The sequence below is a fragment of the Enterobacter sp. 04-C-12-SI-ECC genome, assembly GCF_047530715.1.
Taxonomy (GTDB): domain Bacteria; phylum Pseudomonadota; class Gammaproteobacteria; order Enterobacterales; family Enterobacteriaceae; genus Enterobacter; species Enterobacter bugandensis.
Genome location: NZ_JBLKDI010000004.1, coordinates 133,686 through 150,686, shown reverse-complemented (window position 1 = coordinate 150,686; position 17,001 = coordinate 133,686). Strand labels below are relative to the sequence as shown.

The 17,001-nt window shown below is 55.2% G+C and carries 14 protein-coding genes and 1 tRNA gene; 12 read left to right on the top strand and 3 right to left on the bottom strand.

The genetic code is table 11. The features are described from left to right. Window positions 1–162 precede the first annotated feature (162 nt). The 12 genes from ACMWL8_RS09145 to mtr all read left to right on the top strand — a co-directional run bounded on the left by ACMWL8_RS09145 (window position 163) and on the right by mtr (window position 13,859). Window positions 163–239, top strand: a tRNA-Met gene (locus ACMWL8_RS09145). A 207-nt stretch (window positions 240–446) separates the two neighbouring features. Then, the gene (gene rimP / locus ACMWL8_RS09140) at window positions 447–899 is read left to right on the top strand and encodes a ribosome maturation factor RimP (protein ID WP_014833432.1); all 453 of its coding nucleotides are present in this window, start codon (window positions 447–449) and stop codon (window positions 897–899) included. 28 nt (window positions 900–927) lie between these two features. After that, on the top strand, window positions 928–2,430 hold the full coding sequence (nusA, locus tag ACMWL8_RS09135) for a transcription termination factor NusA (protein WP_014885374.1): 1,503 nt from the start codon (window positions 928–930) through the stop codon (window positions 2,428–2,430). Window positions 2,431–2,454: 24 nt separating this feature from the next. Continuing rightward, entirely contained in the window at window positions 2,455–5,142 is a 2,688-nt protein-coding gene (gene infB, locus ACMWL8_RS09130; RefSeq protein WP_041907885.1) for a translation initiation factor IF-2, read from the top strand. 101 nt (window positions 5,143–5,243) lie between these two features. Next, window positions 5,244–5,648, top strand: coding sequence for a 30S ribosome-binding factor RbfA (rbfA, locus tag ACMWL8_RS09125; protein ID WP_041907887.1), 405 nt, complete (start codon window positions 5,244–5,246; stop codon window positions 5,646–5,648). Then, a complete protein-coding gene (gene truB, locus ACMWL8_RS09120; RefSeq protein WP_045260076.1) occupies window positions 5,648–6,598 on the top strand; it encodes a tRNA pseudouridine(55) synthase TruB in 951 nt (316 codons plus the stop codon). Before rbfA ends, truB begins: the two co-directional genes overlap by 1 nt. Window positions 6,599–6,752: 154 nt before the next feature. Further along, the gene (gene rpsO, locus ACMWL8_RS09115) at window positions 6,753–7,022 is read left to right on the top strand and encodes a 30S ribosomal protein S15 (protein ID WP_003861789.1); all 270 of its coding nucleotides are present in this window, start codon (window positions 6,753–6,755) and stop codon (window positions 7,020–7,022) included. A 242-nt stretch (window positions 7,023–7,264) separates the two neighbouring features. Beyond that, the gene (gene pnp / locus ACMWL8_RS09110; protein ID WP_028014547.1) at window positions 7,265–9,403 is read left to right on the top strand and encodes a polyribonucleotide nucleotidyltransferase; all 2,139 of its coding nucleotides are present in this window, start codon (window positions 7,265–7,267) and stop codon (window positions 9,401–9,403) included. A gap of 108 nt (window positions 9,404–9,511) precedes the next feature. Further along, window positions 9,512–10,396: a lipoprotein NlpI gene (gene nlpI / locus ACMWL8_RS09105; RefSeq protein ID WP_045260077.1), complete on the top strand. Its 885-nt coding sequence runs from the start codon at window positions 9,512–9,514 to the stop codon at window positions 10,394–10,396. Between the two features lie 107 nt (window positions 10,397–10,503). Beyond that, the gene (yrbN, locus tag ACMWL8_RS09100; RefSeq protein ID WP_100122156.1) at window positions 10,504–10,584 is read left to right on the top strand and encodes a protein YrbN; all 81 of its coding nucleotides are present in this window, start codon (window positions 10,504–10,506) and stop codon (window positions 10,582–10,584) included. After that, entirely contained in the window at window positions 10,577–12,472 is a 1,896-nt protein-coding gene (locus ACMWL8_RS09095; protein WP_041907893.1) for a DEAD/DEAH family ATP-dependent RNA helicase, read from the top strand. Before yrbN ends, ACMWL8_RS09095 begins: the two co-directional genes overlap by 8 nt. Before the next feature lie 142 nt (window positions 12,473–12,614). Next, on the top strand, window positions 12,615–13,859 hold the full coding sequence (gene mtr, locus ACMWL8_RS09090) for a tryptophan permease (protein ID WP_045260155.1): 1,245 nt from the start codon (window positions 12,615–12,617) through the stop codon (window positions 13,857–13,859). 84 nt (window positions 13,860–13,943) lie between these two features. Here the strand turns inward: mtr and ACMWL8_RS09085 are convergent, their stop codons facing one another. The 3 genes from ACMWL8_RS09085 to ubiU form a co-directional block, all read right to left on the bottom strand. Further along, the gene (locus ACMWL8_RS09085; RefSeq protein WP_045260078.1) at window positions 13,944–14,951 is read right to left on the bottom strand and encodes a luciferase-like monooxygenase; all 1,008 of its coding nucleotides are present in this window, start codon (window positions 14,949–14,951) and stop codon (window positions 13,944–13,946) included. Window positions 14,952–15,029: 78 nt separating this feature from the next. Further along, window positions 15,030–15,908: a U32 family peptidase gene (locus ACMWL8_RS09080; RefSeq protein ID WP_028014542.1), complete on the bottom strand. Its 879-nt coding sequence runs from the start codon at window positions 15,906–15,908 to the stop codon at window positions 15,030–15,032. Window positions 15,909–15,915: 7 nt separating this feature from the next. Further along, window positions 15,916–16,911, bottom strand: a complete 996-nt coding sequence (gene ubiU, locus ACMWL8_RS09075) for a ubiquinone anaerobic biosynthesis protein UbiU (protein WP_014885366.1) — start codon at window positions 16,909–16,911, stop codon at window positions 15,916–15,918. Window positions 16,912–17,001: the final 90 nt, after the last annotated feature.

Below are 17,001 nucleotides of genomic sequence, written 5' to 3'. Positions count from 1 at the left end.
TTTGAAAAAAATTTGGTCTGTTCTCTCTGGCGGAAGCTGGGTTGACAGGTGGGGTCAACTATCAATATACTAAACGCCGATTTTACGTCCCGTCTTCGGTACCAAATCCCAGCATTATTTGCAAATTCTGTCCAAAACGCGTAGAATTTGCCACGTTTCAGGCGCGGGGTGGAGCAGCCTGGTAGCTCGTCGGGCTCATAACCCGAAGGTCGTCGGTTCAAATCCGGCCCCCGCAACCACTTTCCCATAAAGTTCTTTTTCAAATATACTGTGAAGACTTAGAGCCTTCGTAGCTGGATTTGAAAAAATTCTTTCGGAGAGTGCTCCAGGCCACAGTTGTGGCTATAGGGTTCAGTTATCTAAAGCCCCGATTTATCGGGGTTTTTTGTTATCTGACTACAGAATAACTGGGCTTTACGCCCTTTTTTTATGTCTTGGGGGTGGGCTTGTCCACATTAGAGCAAAAATTAACAGAGATGATTACTGCACCGGTCGAAGCACTGGGCTACGAACTGGTCGGCATCGAATTCGTTCGCGGCCGTACATCGACGCTGCGCATCTATATTGATAGTGAAGATGGCATCAATGTTGATGATTGTGCTGATGTCAGCCACCAGGTGAGTGCGGTTCTTGATGTTGAAGACCCGATTACCGTTGCGTACAACCTGGAAGTTTCCTCACCTGGCCTGGATCGTCCGATGTTCACGGCCGAGCACTATGTGCGCTTTACCGGTGAAGAAGTGGCTCTCGTTCTGCGTATGGCCGTACAGAACCGCCGTAAATGGCAGGGAATTATCAAAGCCGTTGATGGTGAAATGATCACGGTAACAGTCGAAGGCAAAGATGAAGTGTTCGCGCTGAGTAATATCCAGAAGGCGAACCTGGTTCCCCACTTTTAACAGTCTGGATTGAGGTGAAAAGCCCGCGATGAACAAAGAAATTTTGGCTGTTGTTGAAGCCGTCTCCAACGAGAAATCACTGCCGCGTGAGAAAATTTTCGAAGCGCTGGAAAGTGCACTGGCTACAGCAACCAAGAAAAAATACGAACAAGAGATCGATGTTCGCGTAGAAATCGATCGTAAAAGCGGTGACTTCGATACATTCCGTCGTTGGGTAATCGTTGAAGAAGTGACCCAGCCGACCAAAGAGATCACCCTGGAAGCGGCACGTTTTGAAGACGAAAGTCTGAACGTGGGTGACTACGTTGAAGATCAGATTGAATCTGTGACCTTCGACCGTATCACCACCCAGACCGCTAAGCAGGTTATCGTGCAGAAAGTGCGCGAAGCCGAGCGCGCGCTGGTTGTCGATCAGTTCCGCGATCAGGAAGGCGAAATCATCACTGGCGTGGTGAAGAAAGTGAACCGTGACAACATCTCTCTGGAAATTAAATCAGAAGGGATGCCGGGCAACGCTGAAGCCGTGATCCTGCGTGAAGACATGCTGCCGCGTGAAAACTTCCGCCCGGGCGACCGTATTCGTGGTGTTCTGTACGCCGTGCGCCCTGAAGCGCGTGGTGCACAGCTGTTCGTGACCCGTTCTAAACCAGAAATGCTGGTTGAACTGTTCCGCATCGAAGTGCCGGAAATCGGCGAAGAAGTTATTGAGATCAAAGCAGCAGCTCGCGATCCAGGCTCTCGTGCGAAAATTGCGGTGAAAACCAACGACAAGCGTATCGACCCGGTCGGTGCTTGCGTCGGTATGCGCGGTGCGCGCGTTCAGGCGGTTTCTACCGAACTGGGCGGCGAGCGTATTGATATCGTTCTGTGGGACGACAACCCGGCGCAGTTCGTGATCAACGCAATGGCTCCGGCTGATGTCGCGTCTATCGTTGTTGACGAAGACAAACACACCATGGATATCGCTGTTGAAGCGGGCAACCTGGCGCAGGCGATTGGCCGTAACGGTCAGAACGTACGCCTGGCGTCACAGCTGAGCGGCTGGGAACTCAACGTCATGACCGTTGATGACCTGCAGGCTAAGCATCAGGCTGAAGCCCATGCGGCGATCGATACCTTCACCAAATACCTCGACATTGACGAAGACTTCGCCACTGTTCTGGTAGAAGAAGGTTTCTCTACGCTGGAAGAACTGGCCTATGTGCCAATGAAAGAGCTGCTGGAAATTGACGGTCTGGATGAGCCAACCGTTGAAGCCCTGCGTGAACGCGCTAAAAACGCACTGACCACCCTGGCACTGGCTCAGGAAGAAAGCCTTGGCGATAAGAAGCCGGCTGATGACCTGCTGAATCTGGAAGGTCTTGATCGTGCGATTGCGTTCAAGCTGGCTGCCCGTGGTGTTTGTACGCTGGAAGATCTCGCTGAGCAAGGCGTTGATGACCTGGCCGATATCGAAGGTTTAACCGACGAGAAAGCCGGCGAACTCATCATGGCCGCACGTAATATTTGCTGGTTCGGCGACGAAGCGTAATAAACTGTAGCAGGAAGGAACAGCATGACTGATGTAACTGTAAAATCGCTGGCTGCTGAGATTCAGACCTCCGTGGACCGCCTGGTACAGCAATTTGCTGATGCAGGGATCCCGAAGTCCGCTGATGACTCGGTGACCGCGCAAGAAAAACAAACCTTGTTAACGCACCTGAACCGCGAACACGGTTCTACGCCTGACAAGTTAACGCTGCAGCGCAAAACGCGCAGCACGTTAAACATTCCTGGTACCGGTGGCAAAAGCAAATCGGTACAAATTGAAGTCCGCAAGACGCGCACCTTTGTAAAACGTGATCCGCAAGAGGCAGAACGCCTTGCCGCGGAAGAGCAGGCACAGCGTGAAGCGGAAGAACAAGCTCAGCGTGAGGCGGAAGCAGCCGCCAAACGTGAAGCAGAATTAAAAGCTGAACGTGAGGCCGCAGAAAAAGCGAAACGCGACGCCAGTGATAAAGTGAAGCGTGACGCTGCGGAAAAAGACAAAGTGAGCAATCAACAGACAGACGAAATGACCAAAACCGCCCAGGCTGAAAAAGCCCGCCGTGAAAATGAAGCTGCCGAGCTGAAGCGTAAAGCGGAAGAAGAAGCCCGCCGTAAGCTGGAAGAAGAAGCTCGCCGCGTCGCTGAAGAAGCGCGCCGTATGGCAGAAGAAAACGAGAAGAATGGCGTGAATACCGCTGAACCGACTGAAGACACCAGCGACTATCACGTGACCACTTCTCAGCATGCGCGTCAGGCTGAAGATGATAACGACCGTGAAGTAGAAGGCGGCCGTGGCCGTGGTCGTAATGCAAAAGCCGCGCGTCCGGCTAAGAAAGGTAACAAACACGCTGAATCTAAAGCTGACCGCGAAGAAGCTCGTGCAGCGGTTCGCGGTGGTAAAGGCGGTAAGCGTAAAGGTTCTTCTCTGCAGCAGGGCTTCCAGAAGCCAGCTCAGGCGGTTAACCGTGACGTCGTGATTGGCGAAACCATCACCGTTGGCGATCTGGCGAACAAGATGGCGGTTAAAGGCTCTCAGGTCATCAAAGCGATGATGAAGCTGGGCGCAATGGCGACCATCAACCAGGTTATCGACCAGGAAACCGCACAGCTGGTTGCCGAAGAGATGGGCCACAAAGTTATCCTGCGTCGTGAAAACGAGCTGGAAGAAGCAGTAATGAGTGACCGTGACACTGGCGCTGCGGCTGAACCGCGTGCACCGGTTGTGACCATCATGGGTCACGTTGACCACGGTAAAACCTCTCTGCTCGACTACATTCGTTCTACGAAAGTTGCCTCCGGCGAAGCGGGTGGTATTACCCAGCACATCGGTGCTTACCACGTAGAAACCGAAAACGGCATGATCACCTTCCTGGATACCCCAGGCCACGCAGCGTTCACCTCAATGCGTGCTCGTGGTGCTCAGGCTACGGATATCGTTGTACTGGTTGTTGCAGCAGACGATGGCGTTATGCCACAGACCATTGAAGCTATCCAGCACGCGAAAGCGGCGCAGGTGCCTCTGGTTGTTGCGGTCAACAAAATCGATAAGCCAGAAGCCGATCTGGACCGCGTGAAGAACGAACTGTCTCAGTACGGCGTTATGCCGGAAGAGTGGGGCGGCGAAGCGCAGTTCATCCCTGTATCTGCAAAAGCGGGTACTGGTATCGACGACCTGCTGAACGCTATCCTGCTTCAGGCCGAAGTTCTGGAACTGAAAGCCGTTCGTAAAGGTATGGCGAGCGGTGCGGTAATCGAATCCTTCCTGGATAAAGGTCGTGGTCCGGTTGCAACGGTTCTGGTTCGCGAAGGTACGCTGAACAAGGGCGACATCGTTCTGTGTGGCTTCGAATACGGTCGTGTTCGTGCGATGCGTAACGAACTGGGTCAGGAAGTGCTGGAAGCAGGTCCGTCCATTCCAGTGGAAATCCTGGGGCTGTCCGGTGTTCCGGCTGCCGGTGATGAAGTGACCGTTGTGCGTGACGAGAAGAAAGCGCGTGAAGTGGCACTGTATCGTCAGGGCAAATTCCGTGAAGTTAAGCTGGCGCGTCAGCAGAAATCTAAACTTGAGAACATGTTTGCGAACATGGCTGAAGGCGAAGTTCACGAAGTGAACGTCGTTCTGAAAGCGGACGTTCAGGGTTCTGTGGAAGCGATCTCCGACTCCTTGCTGAAACTGTCTACCGACGAAGTGAAAGTGAAGATCATCGGTTCTGGCGTAGGTGGTATCACCGAAACCGACGCAACCCTGGCTGCGGCATCCAACGCTATCCTGGTTGGCTTCAACGTGCGTGCTGATGCATCTGCTCGCCGCGTGATCGAAGCGGAAAGCCTGGATCTGCGCTACTACTCCGTCATCTATAACCTGATCGACGAAGTGAAAGCTGCGATGAGCGGTATGCTGTCTCCTGAGCTGAAACAGCAGATCATCGGTCTGGCTGAAGTGCGTGACGTGTTCAAATCACCGAAATTCGGTGCGATCGCGGGCTGTATGGTTACCGAAGGTACCATCAAGCGTCACAACCCAATCCGCGTACTGCGTGACAACGTGGTTATCTACGAAGGCGAGCTGGAATCCCTGCGCCGCTTCAAAGATGACGTTAACGAAGTCCGTAACGGCATGGAATGTGGTATCGGCGTTAAGAACTACAACGACGTTCGCGTTGGCGATATGATCGAAGTGTTCGAAATCATCGAGATCCAACGCAGCATCGACTAATCCTTAGGGATAAGTCCATATGTAGGCCGGGATCGCCTCGTGCCACCCGGCAATAATTTTAAAAGGGGCTTTTAGCCCCTTTTTTGTCTGGAGAATTTATTATGGCGAAAGAATTTGGTCGCCCACAGCGCGTGGCGCAGGAGATGCAGAAAGAGATTGCGCTTATCCTGCAACGTGAAATCAAAGACCCGCGTATCGGTATGATGACCACCGTCTCTGGCGTGGAAATGTCTCGTGACCTGGCCTATGCCAAAGTGTTCGTGACCTTCCTGAACGATCAGGACGAAGCGGCGGTTAAAAACGGCATTAAAGCACTGCAGGAAGCCTCTGGTTTCATCCGCTCTCTGCTCGGCAAAGCGATGCGCCTGCGTATTGTTCCCGAGCTGACCTTCTTCTACGACAACTCGCTGGTCGAAGGTATGCGCATGTCCAACCTGGTGACCAGCGTGGTGAAACATGACGACGAACGTCGTGTTAACCCGACGGACGACAGCAAGGAGGACTGATGAGTCGTCCTCGTCGTCGCGGTCGCGACGTGCATGGCGTGCTGCTGCTGGATAAACCGCAGGGTGCATCCAGCAACGACGTGCTGCAAAAAGTGAAGCGTATTTATAACGCTAACCGTGCGGGCCACACCGGCGCGCTGGATCCGCTGGCGACCGGCATGCTGCCGATTTGCCTGGGTGAAGCGACAAAGTTTTCCCAGTATCTGCTCGATTCCGATAAACGCTACCGCGTTATCGCTAAGCTGGGCCAGCGTACGGATACTTCCGACGCGGATGGTCAGGTGGTGGAAGAGCGCCCGGTGACCTTCAGCGCCGAACAGCTTGATGCGGCCCTGGAGAGCTTCCGCGGGGACACGATGCAGGTGCCGTCGATGTATTCGGCGCTGAAATATCAGGGCAAGAAGCTCTACGAATATGCGCGCCAGGGAATTGACGTCCCGCGCGAAGCGCGTCCGATAACCGTGTATGAGCTGCTGTTCATTCGCCACGAAGGTGACGAGCTGGAGCTGGAAGTCCACTGTTCGAAAGGGACCTATATTCGCACCATCATTGACGATCTCGGTGAAAAGCTGGGCTGCGGCGCGCATGTGATCTACCTGCGTCGTCTGGCGGTCAGTAAATATCCGGTGGAACGCATGGTGACGCTTGAGCAGCTGCGCGCGCTGGCTGAGCAGGCACAAGCGCAGGGAGTGGAACCAGCAGATTTGCTGGATCCATTGCTGATGCCAATGGACAGTCCGGCAGCGGACTTCCCGATCGTTAATCTTCCTTTAACATCGTCCGTTTACTTTAAGAACGGAAACCCGGTTCGTACGGCGGATGCGCCGCTGGATGGACTGGTACGCGTGACGGAAGGTGACGAAGGGAAATTCATCGGTATGGGCGAAATGGACGGTGAAGGGCGCGTTGCGCCGCGTCGTCTGGTCGTCGAATATCCGGTCGACGCGTGACGGTGATTACGCCTCACCTTGCGATAAGCAGGGGAGACGAGTAGAATATCGCCGCTTAACGCCCGGTAAATTGTTTAACAATCTGCGGGGCGTACATGGGGTCGCTGAATTAGAGATCGGCACCCTTACATTTTTTATACTTTGGAGTTTGAAAATGTCTCTAAGCGTTGAAGCTAAAGCTAAAATCGTTTCTGAGTTTGGTCGTGGTACTAACGACAGCGGTTCTACCGAAGTTCAGGTTGCACTGCTGACTGCACAGATTAACCACCTGCAGGGTCACTTTGCAGAGCACAAAAAAGATCACCACAGCCGTCGTGGTCTGCTGCGCATGGTTTCTCAGCGTCGTAAACTGCTCGACTACCTGAAGCGTAAAGATGTTGCACGCTACACCGCGCTGATCGAGCGTCTGGGTCTGCGTCGCTAAGTCTTGCGAGTTTCAGAAAAGGGGGCCTGATGGCCCCTTTTTTCAACCAGACGGCAGCAATTCAATGGAAACTATTGTATTGTTGCTATAAATGATCTTCATTGCAAAGGTTCGCGCGGCTAATGAGAGGCTTCACCCATGGGGGTGTCGGTTGTCATTAGTCGCGAGGATGCGAAGAAGGTCGGGTTAAATCGACAGCACGCCGGCGGTGTGCTGTCATACATTTAAGAAAGGACAGAATTTTGCTGAATCCGATCGTTCGTAAATTCCAGTATGGTCAACATACCGTCACGCTGGAAACCGGCATGATGGCACGCCAGGCGACTGCTGCCGTTATGGTAAGCATGGATGACACCGCGGTATTCGTGACCGTTGTGGGCCAGAAAAAAGCTAAACCAGGTCAGGACTTCTTCCCGCTGACCGTTAACTACCAGGAGCGTACCTACGCTGCCGGTAAAATCCCGGGTGGCTTCTTCCGTCGTGAAGGCCGTCCAAGCGAAGGCGAAACCCTGATCGCGCGTCTGATTGACCGCCCGGTTCGTCCGCTGTTCCCGGAAGGTTTCGTTAACGAAGTGCAGGTTATTGCGACCGTTGTTTCCGTTAACCCACAGGTTAACCCGGACATCGTTGCGATGATCGGTGCCTCCGCTGCCCTGTCACTGTCTGGTATTCCATTCAATGGCCCAATCGGTGCCGCGCGCGTCGGTTACATCAATGACCAGTACGTGCTGAACCCAACTCAGGAAGAGCTGAAAGAAAGTAAGCTGGACCTGGTTGTTGCCGGTACTGAAGCGGCTGTGCTGATGGTTGAATCCGAAGCTGAACTGCTGAGCGAAGACCAGATGCTGGGCGCTGTGGTGTTCGGTCATGAGCAGCAGCAGATTGTTATCCAGAACATCAACGACCTGGTGAAAGAAGCCGGTAAGCCACGTTGGGACTGGCAGCCAGAAGCAGCAAACGACGCGCTGAACGCACGCGTTGCGGCACTGGCAGAATCTCGTCTGAGCGACGCTTACCGCATCACCGACAAACAGGAGCGTTACGCTCAGGTTGACGCGATCAAATCTGAAGTAACCGCGACCCTGGTTGCCGAAGACGAAACGCTGGACGCTAACGAAATTGGCGAAATTCTGCACGCTATCGAGAAAAACGTTGTTCGTAGCCGCGTACTGGCAGGCGAGCCGCGTATCGATGGCCGTGAAAAAGACATGATTCGTGGTCTGGACGTACGCACTGGCGTACTGCCGCGTACTCACGGTTCTGCGCTGTTCACCCGTGGTGAAACGCAGGCGCTGGTTACCGCAACCCTGGGTACCGCACGTGACGCGCAGATCATCGACGAACTGATGGGCGAGCGTACTGACAACTTCCTGTTCCACTACAACTTCCCTCCGTACTCTGTGGGCGAAACCGGTATGGTTGGCTCACCGAAGCGTCGTGAAATTGGTCACGGTCGTCTGGCGAAGCGCGGCGTGCTGGCAGTGATGCCGGAAGCTGACAAATTCCCGTACACCGTTCGCGTGGTTTCTGAAATCACCGAATCCAACGGTTCTTCTTCCATGGCTTCCGTATGTGGTGCCTCTCTGGCGCTGATGGATGCGGGCGTGCCGATCAAAGCCGCCGTTGCGGGTATCGCAATGGGTCTGGTGAAAGAAGGCGACAACTTCGTTGTTCTGTCTGACATTCTGGGTGACGAAGACCACCTGGGCGATATGGACTTCAAAGTAGCGGGTTCCCGCGACGGTATCTCTGCCCTGCAGATGGATATCAAAATTGAAGGTATCACCAAAGAGATCATGCAGGTTGCTCTGAACCAGGCTAAAGGTGCGCGTCTGCACATCCTGGGCGTGATGGAACAGGCTATCAACGCGCCACGCGGTGATATCTCTGAATTCGCTCCGCGTATTCACACCATCAAGATCAATCCAGACAAGATCAAAGATGTTATCGGTAAGGGCGGTTCTGTTATCCGCGCGCTGACCGAAGAGACCGGCACCACCATCGAAATCGAAGATGACGGTACTGTGAAGATCGCAGCAACCGACGGCGAGAAAGCGAAATTCGCGATCCGTCGCATCGAAGAAATCACTGCTGAAATCGAAGTGGGCCGCGTCTACGCGGGTAAAGTGACTCGTATCGTTGACTTTGGTGCGTTCGTTGCCATCGGTGGCGGTAAAGAAGGTCTGGTTCACATCTCTCAGATCGCTGACAAGCGCGTTGAGAAAGTGACCGATTACCTGCAGATGGGTCAGGAAGTGCCGGTTAAGGTTCTGGAAGTTGACCGTCAGGGCCGTATCCGTCTGAGCATTAAAGAAGCAACCGAGCAGTCTCAACCTGCTGCGGCACCGGAAGCTCCGGCTGCTGAACAGCAAGGCGAGTAAGTTGCCATTTGCCCTCCGCTTTGCGGAGGGCCTGTTATCAGGCAGGACGCCTTGTTAAGCCGCCGGGGGACAGGACGTTCATCCAATAGTTGTCTTCGGGAGTGGGAAATGAAGCCTTTTTTGCGCTGGTGTTTCGTTGCGACAGCTTTAACGCTGGCAGGATGCAGCAACTCTGCCTGGCGTAAGAGCGAAGTCCTCGCAGTGCCATTGCAACCGACTTTGCAGCAGGAAGTGATTCTGGCACGCATGGAACAAATACTTGCCAGTCGGGCTTTAACCGATGACGAACGCGCACAGCTTTTATATGAGCGCGGAGTGTTGTATGATAGTCTCGGTCTGAGGGCATTAGCGCGAAATGATTTTTCACAAGCGCTGGCTATCCGACCTGATATGCCTGAAGTATTCAATTACTTAGGCATTTATTTAACGCAGGCAGGCAATTTTGATGCTGCCTATGAAGCGTTTGATTCTGTACTTGAGCTTGATCCAACTTACAACTACGCGCACTTGAATCGCGGTATCGCATTGTATTACGGCGGTCGTGATAAGTTAGCGCAAGATGATCTGCTGGCGTTTTATCAAGACGATCCTAATGATCCTTTCCGTAGCCTGTGGCTTTACATCGTCGAGCGGAAGCTCGATGAGAAGCAGGCAAAAGAAGCACTACAACAGCGCTTCGAGAAATCGGATAAGGAACAGTGGGGATGGAACATTGTCGAGTTCTACCTGGGCAACATTAGCGAAGCAACGCTGATGGAACGCCTCAAGGCGGACGCAACGGATAACACCTCGCTCGCTGAGCATCTCAGTGAAACCAACTTCTATTTAGGTAAGTACTACCTAAGTCTGGGGGATATGGACAGCGCTACGGCACTGTTCAAATTAACGGTTGCTAACAACGTACATAACTTCGTTGAGCACCGTTATGCATTGTTGGAATTATCGCTCTTGGGCCAGGAGCAAGACGACCTGGCAGAATCGGACCAGCAATAGCTGACGACATAAACATCAGCCCGTAATCTTTTGATTGCCATCACCTTCACTGGTGAGGGCGTTGTTGTTCGTCAATACACCTACTTTGAGCCGGTTCACACTTTTCAATGAAAATTGCTAATCATTTTCACGATGAGCTAAGTAGACTGGCCGCCATTGACATTGAGGCACTCGTACTACATGGCTGAATTCGAAACCACTTTTGCAGATCTGGGCCTGAAGGCTCCTATCCTTGAAGCCCTTAACGATCTGGGTTACGAAAAACCATCTCCGATCCAGGCAGAATGTATCCCGCATCTGCTTTCTGGTCGTGACGTGCTGGGCATGGCCCAGACTGGTAGCGGTAAAACTGCAGCGTTCTCGCTGCCGCTGCTGAACAACATCGATCCGGACCTGCGTGCACCGCAGATCCTCGTCCTGGCTCCAACTCGTGAACTGGCTGTTCAGGTTGCTGAAGCAATGACGGAATTCTCTAAACATATGCGCGGCGTAAACGTGGTAGCCCTGTACGGCGGCCAGCGTTATGACGTGCAGTTACGCGCCCTGCGCCAGGGCCCACAGATTGTCGTCGGTACGCCGGGCCGTCTGCTGGATCACCTGAAGCGCGGTACTCTGGACCTCTCTAAACTGAGCGGCCTGGTACTGGATGAAGCAGATGAAATGCTGCGTATGGGCTTCATCGAAGACGTAGAAACCATCATGGCGCAGATCCCGGAAGGTCACCAGACCGCTCTGTTCTCTGCAACCATGCCAGAAGCGATCCGTCGCATTACCCGCCGCTTCATGAAAGAGCCGCAGGAAGTGCGTATTCAGTCCAGCGTGACCACTCGCCCGGACATCAGCCAGAGCTACTGGTCCGTGTACGGCATGCGCAAAAACGAAGCGCTGGTCCGTTTCCTGGAAGCGGAAGATTTTGATGCGGCGATTATCTTCGTGCGTACCAAAAATGCGACCCTGGAAGTGGCTGAAGCGCTGGAGCGTAACGGCTACAACAGCGCAGCGCTGAACGGCGACATGAACCAGGCCCTGCGTGAGCAGACGCTGGAGCGTCTGAAAGACGGTCGTCTGGATATCCTGATTGCAACCGACGTGGCAGCACGTGGTCTGGACGTTGAGCGTATCAGCCTGGTTGTCAACTACGACATCCCGATGGACTCCGAGTCTTACGTTCACCGTATCGGTCGTACCGGTCGTGCGGGTCGTGCTGGCCGTGCGCTGCTGTTCGTTGAGAACCGCGAGCGTCGTCTGCTGCGCAACATTGAACGCACCATGAAGCTGACCATTCCAGAAGCCGACCTGCCAAACGCAGACCTGCTGGGCAAACGCCGTCTGGAAAAATTCGCCGCCAAAGTACAGCAGCAGCTGGAAAGCAGCGATCTGGATCAGTACCGTGCGCTGCTGTCGCAGATTCAGCCTGTTGCTGAAGGCGAAGAGCTGGACATGGAAACCCTGGCCGCAGCACTGCTGAAAATGGCTCAGGGCGAACGTAGCCTGATCGTGCCACCAGATGCACCGATGCGTCCTAAGCGTGAGTTCCGTGACCGTGACGATCGTTTCGAACGTCGTGGCGACCGTAACGACCGTGGTCCACGCGGCGATCGTCCAGAGCGTGGTGGTGAAGACCGTCCACGTCGTGAACGTCGTGACGCAGGCGATATGGAACTGTACCGCATTGAAGTGGGCCGTGATGATGGTGTTGAAGTTCGTCACATCGTTGGCGCGATTGCTAACGAAGGTGACATCAGCAGCCGTTACATTGGTAACATTAAGCTGTTCGCATCCCACTCTACCATCGAACTGCCAAAAGGCATGCCGGGCGAAGTACTGCAGCACTTTACTCGCACCCGCATCCTGAACAAGCCGATGAACATGCAGCTGCTGGGCGATGCGCAGCCACGTCCTGACCGCGGTGGCGAACGTCGTGGCGGTGGTCGCGGTTTCGGCGGCGAGCGTCGTGAAGGCGGTCGCAGTGAAGGTCGCGGTGGTGAAGGTCGTCGTTTCTCCGGCGAGCGCCGCGAAAGCCGTGGCCCACGTCGTGAAGAAGGCACCAGCCGTCGTCGTTTCGGTGACGCGTAAGCCTTTCGCTTCTGACGTAAAGTAAAATATACAGCCCCGATACACGCTATCGGGGCTTTTTTTATTCCCTTTGTACTCTTGTACTGGTACAGTGCATCGCACTAAAATGCAGAACCGCATGATTAACTGGAGAAAAGGCTGTATGGCGACACTAACCACCACACAAACGTCACCTTCGCTGCTTGGCGGCGTGGTGATCATCGGCGGAACCATTATAGGTGCCGGGATGTTTTCCCTGCCCGTGGTCATGTCCGGTGCGTGGTTCTTCTGGTCGCTGGCCGCGCTGGTGTTCACCTGGTTCTGCATGCTGCATTCCGGCCTGATGATCCTTGAAGCGAACCTGAACTACCGCATTGGCTCCAGCTTCGACACCATCACCAAAGATCTGCTGGGCAAAGGCTGGAACCTGGTGAACGGCCTTTCCATCGCATTTGTGCTCTACATCCTGACCTACGCGTACATCTCAGCAAGCGGCTCGATTCTGCATCACACCTTTTCGGAGATGTCGCTGAACGTTCCGGCGCGTCTGGCGGGACTCTTCTTTGCGATGGGCGTGGCGTTCATCGTCTGGATGAGCACCAAAGCGGTGAGCCGCATGACAGCGATTGTGCTGGGCGCGAAGGTCATCACCTTCTTCCTGACCTTCGGCAGCCTGCTGGGGCACGTTACGCCCGCCACGCTGTTTAACGTTGCGGAAGTTAATACCTCCTACACGCCGTATCTGCTAATGACTCTGCCGTTCTGTCTGGCGTCGTTCGGCTACCACGGCAACGTGCCGAGCCTGATGAAGTACTACGGCAAGGATCCGCGCACCATCGTGAAGTGCCTGGTCTACGGCACGCTGCTGGCGCTGGCGCTGTACGTCATCTGGCTGCTCGGGACGATGGGCAACATCCCGCGCCCGGAGTTTATCGGCATTGCGCAAAAGGGCGGTAACATTGACGTGCTGGTGCAGGCTCTGAGCGGCGTACTGAACAGCCGCAGTCTGGATCTGCTGCTGGTGGTCTTCTCCAACTTTGCGGTGGCGAGTTCATTCCTCGGTGTGACGCTGGGCCTGTTTGACTACCTGGCGGATCTGTTTGGCTTTGACGATTCTGCGATGGGGCGTTTCAAGACGGCGCTGCTGACCTTCCTGCCGCCGATTGTCGGCGGTCTGCTGTGGCCGAACGGTTTCCTGTACGCCATCGGCTATGCAGGGCTGGCGGCCACCATCTGGGCGGCGATTGTGCCAGCGCTGCTGGCACGTAAATCACGTAAACGCTTCGGCAGCCCGAAATTCCGCGTCTGGGGCGGTAAACCGATGATTGCGCTGATCCTGGTATTTGGGGTGGGTAACGCGCTGGTCCACGTGCTGTCGAGCTTTAACCTGTTGCCTGTGTACCAGTAAACACATTGCCCGGTGGCGCTACGCTCACCGGGCCTACAGGGACCGCGTAGGCCGGATAAGGCGAAGCCGCCATCCGGCAAAAAACTACCCCACCAATTCTTCTTTCACCTGCATCGCCAGGTCAAACGAATGCAAACGCGCCTGGTGATCGAAAATCTGGCCGTTGACCATAATTTCATCCGCCTGCGTTTCACGCAGCACTGCTTCCAGCCCGTGACGCACTTTTGCCTTATCACCCACCAGCGACATGCTCAACGCCTGCTGCACGCCATACTGCTCGGAGGCCGACCACAGCTGATGCATATTTTCCACCGGAGGCGGCAACTGGCCCGTCTCGCCGCGGCGCAGCTTCACAAACGCCTGCTGCATAGAGGTAAACAGGAATTCCGCGTCGCGATTGCTGTCAGCGGCAATGATGTTAATACACACCATCGCGTACGGCTTCTCCAGACGCTCGGACGGTTTGAAGTTCGTACGGTAGAGGTGCAGCGCCTGATGCAGCATATCCGGCGCGAAGTGGGAGGCGAACGCGAACGGCAGCCCCAGCTGCGCGGCGAGCTGCGCGCTATACAGGCTCGAGCCTAACAGCCACACCGGGATCTTCTCGCCATAGCCCGGCACCGGGCGCACGTGCGGGTTCGGATCGCGCGCGTCGAACCAGTCCACCAGTTCCGCCACGTCGCGCGGGAAGTTATCGATATCGCCGCTCATATGGCGGCGCAGGGCGCGCATGGTCGGCTGGTCGCTCCCCGGCGCGCGGCCAAGCCCCAGGTCAATACGGCCCGGATAGAGGGTATTCAGCGTCCCGAACTGCTCGGCTATCACCAGCGGGGCGTGGTTCGGCAGCATCACGCCACCGGAGCCAAGGTGTAAAGTGGTGGTATTCGCTGCCAGGTAGCCAATCAGCACCGATGTAGCGGCGCTGGCTATGCCGACCATGTTGTGATGTTCTGCCAGCCAGTAGCGGTGATAGCCACGCTTTTCAGCCAGCTGAGCGAGCTCGAGAGAGTGCGTGAAGGCTTCTCTTGCCGAGGAGCCTTGTGGGATCGGCGCCAGATCCAGCACCGAAAACGGAATGGTTTTGTCAGTCATAACAGCTCACTTTGTCGACGGTCAATCTTTAATACTGCATTAAAAAATGATAACCGTTGTTAACAAAGTGAGCCTTTTTTAGGCCTGAAGTTCCAGCCCGGCCAGACGTTTCCAGTAACCGTTGCAGTCGCTGTTTGCCGTCAGCGGCAGCGGCGACGCGCCGTTTTCGTTGGCGCGGAAGGCGTCCAGCATCGCGAAAACGCTGGTATCCAGCGGCGACAGACGCACCATGTCCACCAGTCCGTCCATCGACGCCAGCTCGTTGCCGAGGTTATAGACGTAACCGCTCATGGTCTGAATGCCGTTCAGGACAAACACCTGCTGGTTCTCCTGCGACAGCATGCTGCGCCCGTTCGGGTACTTGATGCAGCAGGTTTCACATTCATCTTTCGGGCGGTCTTCCGAGCGCGCGGTGAAGCAGCGGGCAGAGTAGGCCAGCGGCAGATGACCGTAGCTCAGCACTTCCACTTCGAACTGATGGCGAATGCCCAGCTCGTCGCACTGATTCAGCAGGTTTGCCAGCCAGTCACGGGAGAGCTCCACCGGCATGCACCAGCGGGTCATTCCCTGTTTGAGCAGCAGGCGCAGGGTGACGGCGTTATAGCAGTTCAGCGCATGGCCTGCGACAAACGGCAGCCTGCGTTCGGCGCACATGTTCACTACCCCCAGGTCGCTCGCTTCCAGCAGAAACTCACCGTTTTCGACGTAGCGCTTCAGCTCGCCCAGTTCGGACGAAGCCTGCACCAGCGCGAGCGTTGACAGCACCACCTGCTTGCCGCTCCCGGCCAGGCTTTTCGCCATCTCCAGCCAGTCGCCCACTTTGGTGGCGCGGCGTTTGCTGCATACTGCTTCACCGAGGTAAATTACATCGGCGCTGCTGGTGGCGGCCTGTTGGTAAAAATCTTCCAGCGTCTCTTTTGGCCAGTAGTAGAGCACCGGCCCTAATGAATATTTCATGGTTATCTCACTGCCATTTACGGTGATACGCGCCCAGCGTGGTTTGCGTGCCTTCGGACATCGATCCGAGCGTCTCCATCCACGCCGCCTGTGGGGCGTAGTTCTGCGGGTCCGCCATGCAGCGGTCGATGGCCTGACGCCACACTTTCGCCACCTGGCTCACATATGCCGGACTGCGCTGGCGACCTTCAATTTTCACCGAGGCAATATTGGCGGCCAGCAGCTCCGGCAGCAGCTCCAGCGTGTTAAGGCTGGTGGGCTCTTCCAGCGCGTGGTAGCGCTCGCCGTCGACCAGGTAGCGGCCTTTGCACAGCGTCGGATAACCCGCGTTTTCACCGTCCTGATAGCGGTCGATCAGAACTTCATTCAGACGCGACTCCAGCCCCTGTGGGGTCTGCTGCCAGCGGACGAAGCGGGCAGGGGAGCAGGCCCCGACGGTATTCGGCGATTCACCGGTTAAGTAAGAAGAAAGATAGCAACGGCCTTCGGCCATGATGCACAGACTACCAAAGGCAAAAACCTCCAGCGGCACTGGCGTGACGCGCGCGAGTTGCTTAACCTGATGAATAGAGAGCACGCGCGGCAGCACCACGCGGGCGACGTCAAAGTGTTGATGGTAAAAACGCACCGCCTCTTCGTTGGTGGCAGATGCCTGAACAGAGACGTGGCGCTCAATATGCGGATAGCGTTCTGCCGCATACTCAAGCATGGCGAGGTCGGCCAGGATTAACGCATCGGCGCCCAGCTGTGCTGCCATATCCACCGCGCGCTGCCAGCGGGCGTAGCCGTCAGGGTGGGCAAACGTGTTGATGGCAATATGCAGCTTGCGGCGGTGCTGATGAACGAAGTTAACGGCTTCCTGAAGCTTTTTCTCCGTAAAGTTAAGGCCAGCAAAATGGCGGGCGTTGGTGTCATCCTTCAGCCCGATATAGACCGCATCGGCCCCATTCTCGATGGCCGCCTTAAGCGCCGGAAGGTTTCCGGCAGGGCAGAGCAGCTCCATAAATTATCCTGATGTAGTCGATAGCAAAATTGTTAACGAGCTGGGATTTTAATTAACCCATACGCGACAATTTTTGATTTAAGGCAGCTA

Excerpts from the sequence above, each read along its gene's own strand:
- ubiU (WP_014885366.1), bottom strand. The coding sequence starts at position 16,911 with ATGGAGCTGCTCTGCCCTGCCGGAAACCTTCCGGCGCTTAAGGCGGCC.
- ACMWL8_RS09085 (WP_045260078.1), bottom strand. The coding sequence starts at position 14,951 with ATGACTGACAAAACCATTCCGTTTTCGGTGCTGGATCTGGCGCCGATC.
- yrbN (WP_100122156.1), top strand. The coding sequence starts at position 10,504 with ATGAAAATTGCTAATCATTTTCACGATGAGCTAAGTAGACTGGCCGCC.
- nusA (WP_014885374.1), top strand. The coding sequence starts at position 928 with ATGAACAAAGAAATTTTGGCTGTTGTTGAAGCCGTCTCCAACGAGAAA.
- rbfA (WP_041907887.1), top strand. The coding sequence starts at position 5,244 with ATGGCGAAAGAATTTGGTCGCCCACAGCGCGTGGCGCAGGAGATGCAG.
- rpsO (WP_003861789.1), top strand. The coding sequence starts at position 6,753 with ATGTCTCTAAGCGTTGAAGCTAAAGCTAAAATCGTTTCTGAGTTTGGT.
- infB (WP_041907885.1), top strand. The coding sequence starts at position 2,455 with ATGACTGATGTAACTGTAAAATCGCTGGCTGCTGAGATTCAGACCTCC.
- ACMWL8_RS09095 (WP_041907893.1), top strand. The coding sequence starts at position 10,577 with ATGGCTGAATTCGAAACCACTTTTGCAGATCTGGGCCTGAAGGCTCCT.
- mtr (WP_045260155.1), top strand. The coding sequence starts at position 12,615 with ATGGCGACACTAACCACCACACAAACGTCACCTTCGCTGCTTGGCGGC.
- ACMWL8_RS09080 (WP_028014542.1), bottom strand. The coding sequence starts at position 15,908 with ATGAAATATTCATTAGGGCCGGTGCTCTACTACTGGCCAAAAGAGACG.
- truB (WP_045260076.1), top strand. The coding sequence starts at position 5,648 with ATGAGTCGTCCTCGTCGTCGCGGTCGCGACGTGCATGGCGTGCTGCTG.
- nlpI (WP_045260077.1), top strand. The coding sequence starts at position 9,512 with ATGAAGCCTTTTTTGCGCTGGTGTTTCGTTGCGACAGCTTTAACGCTG.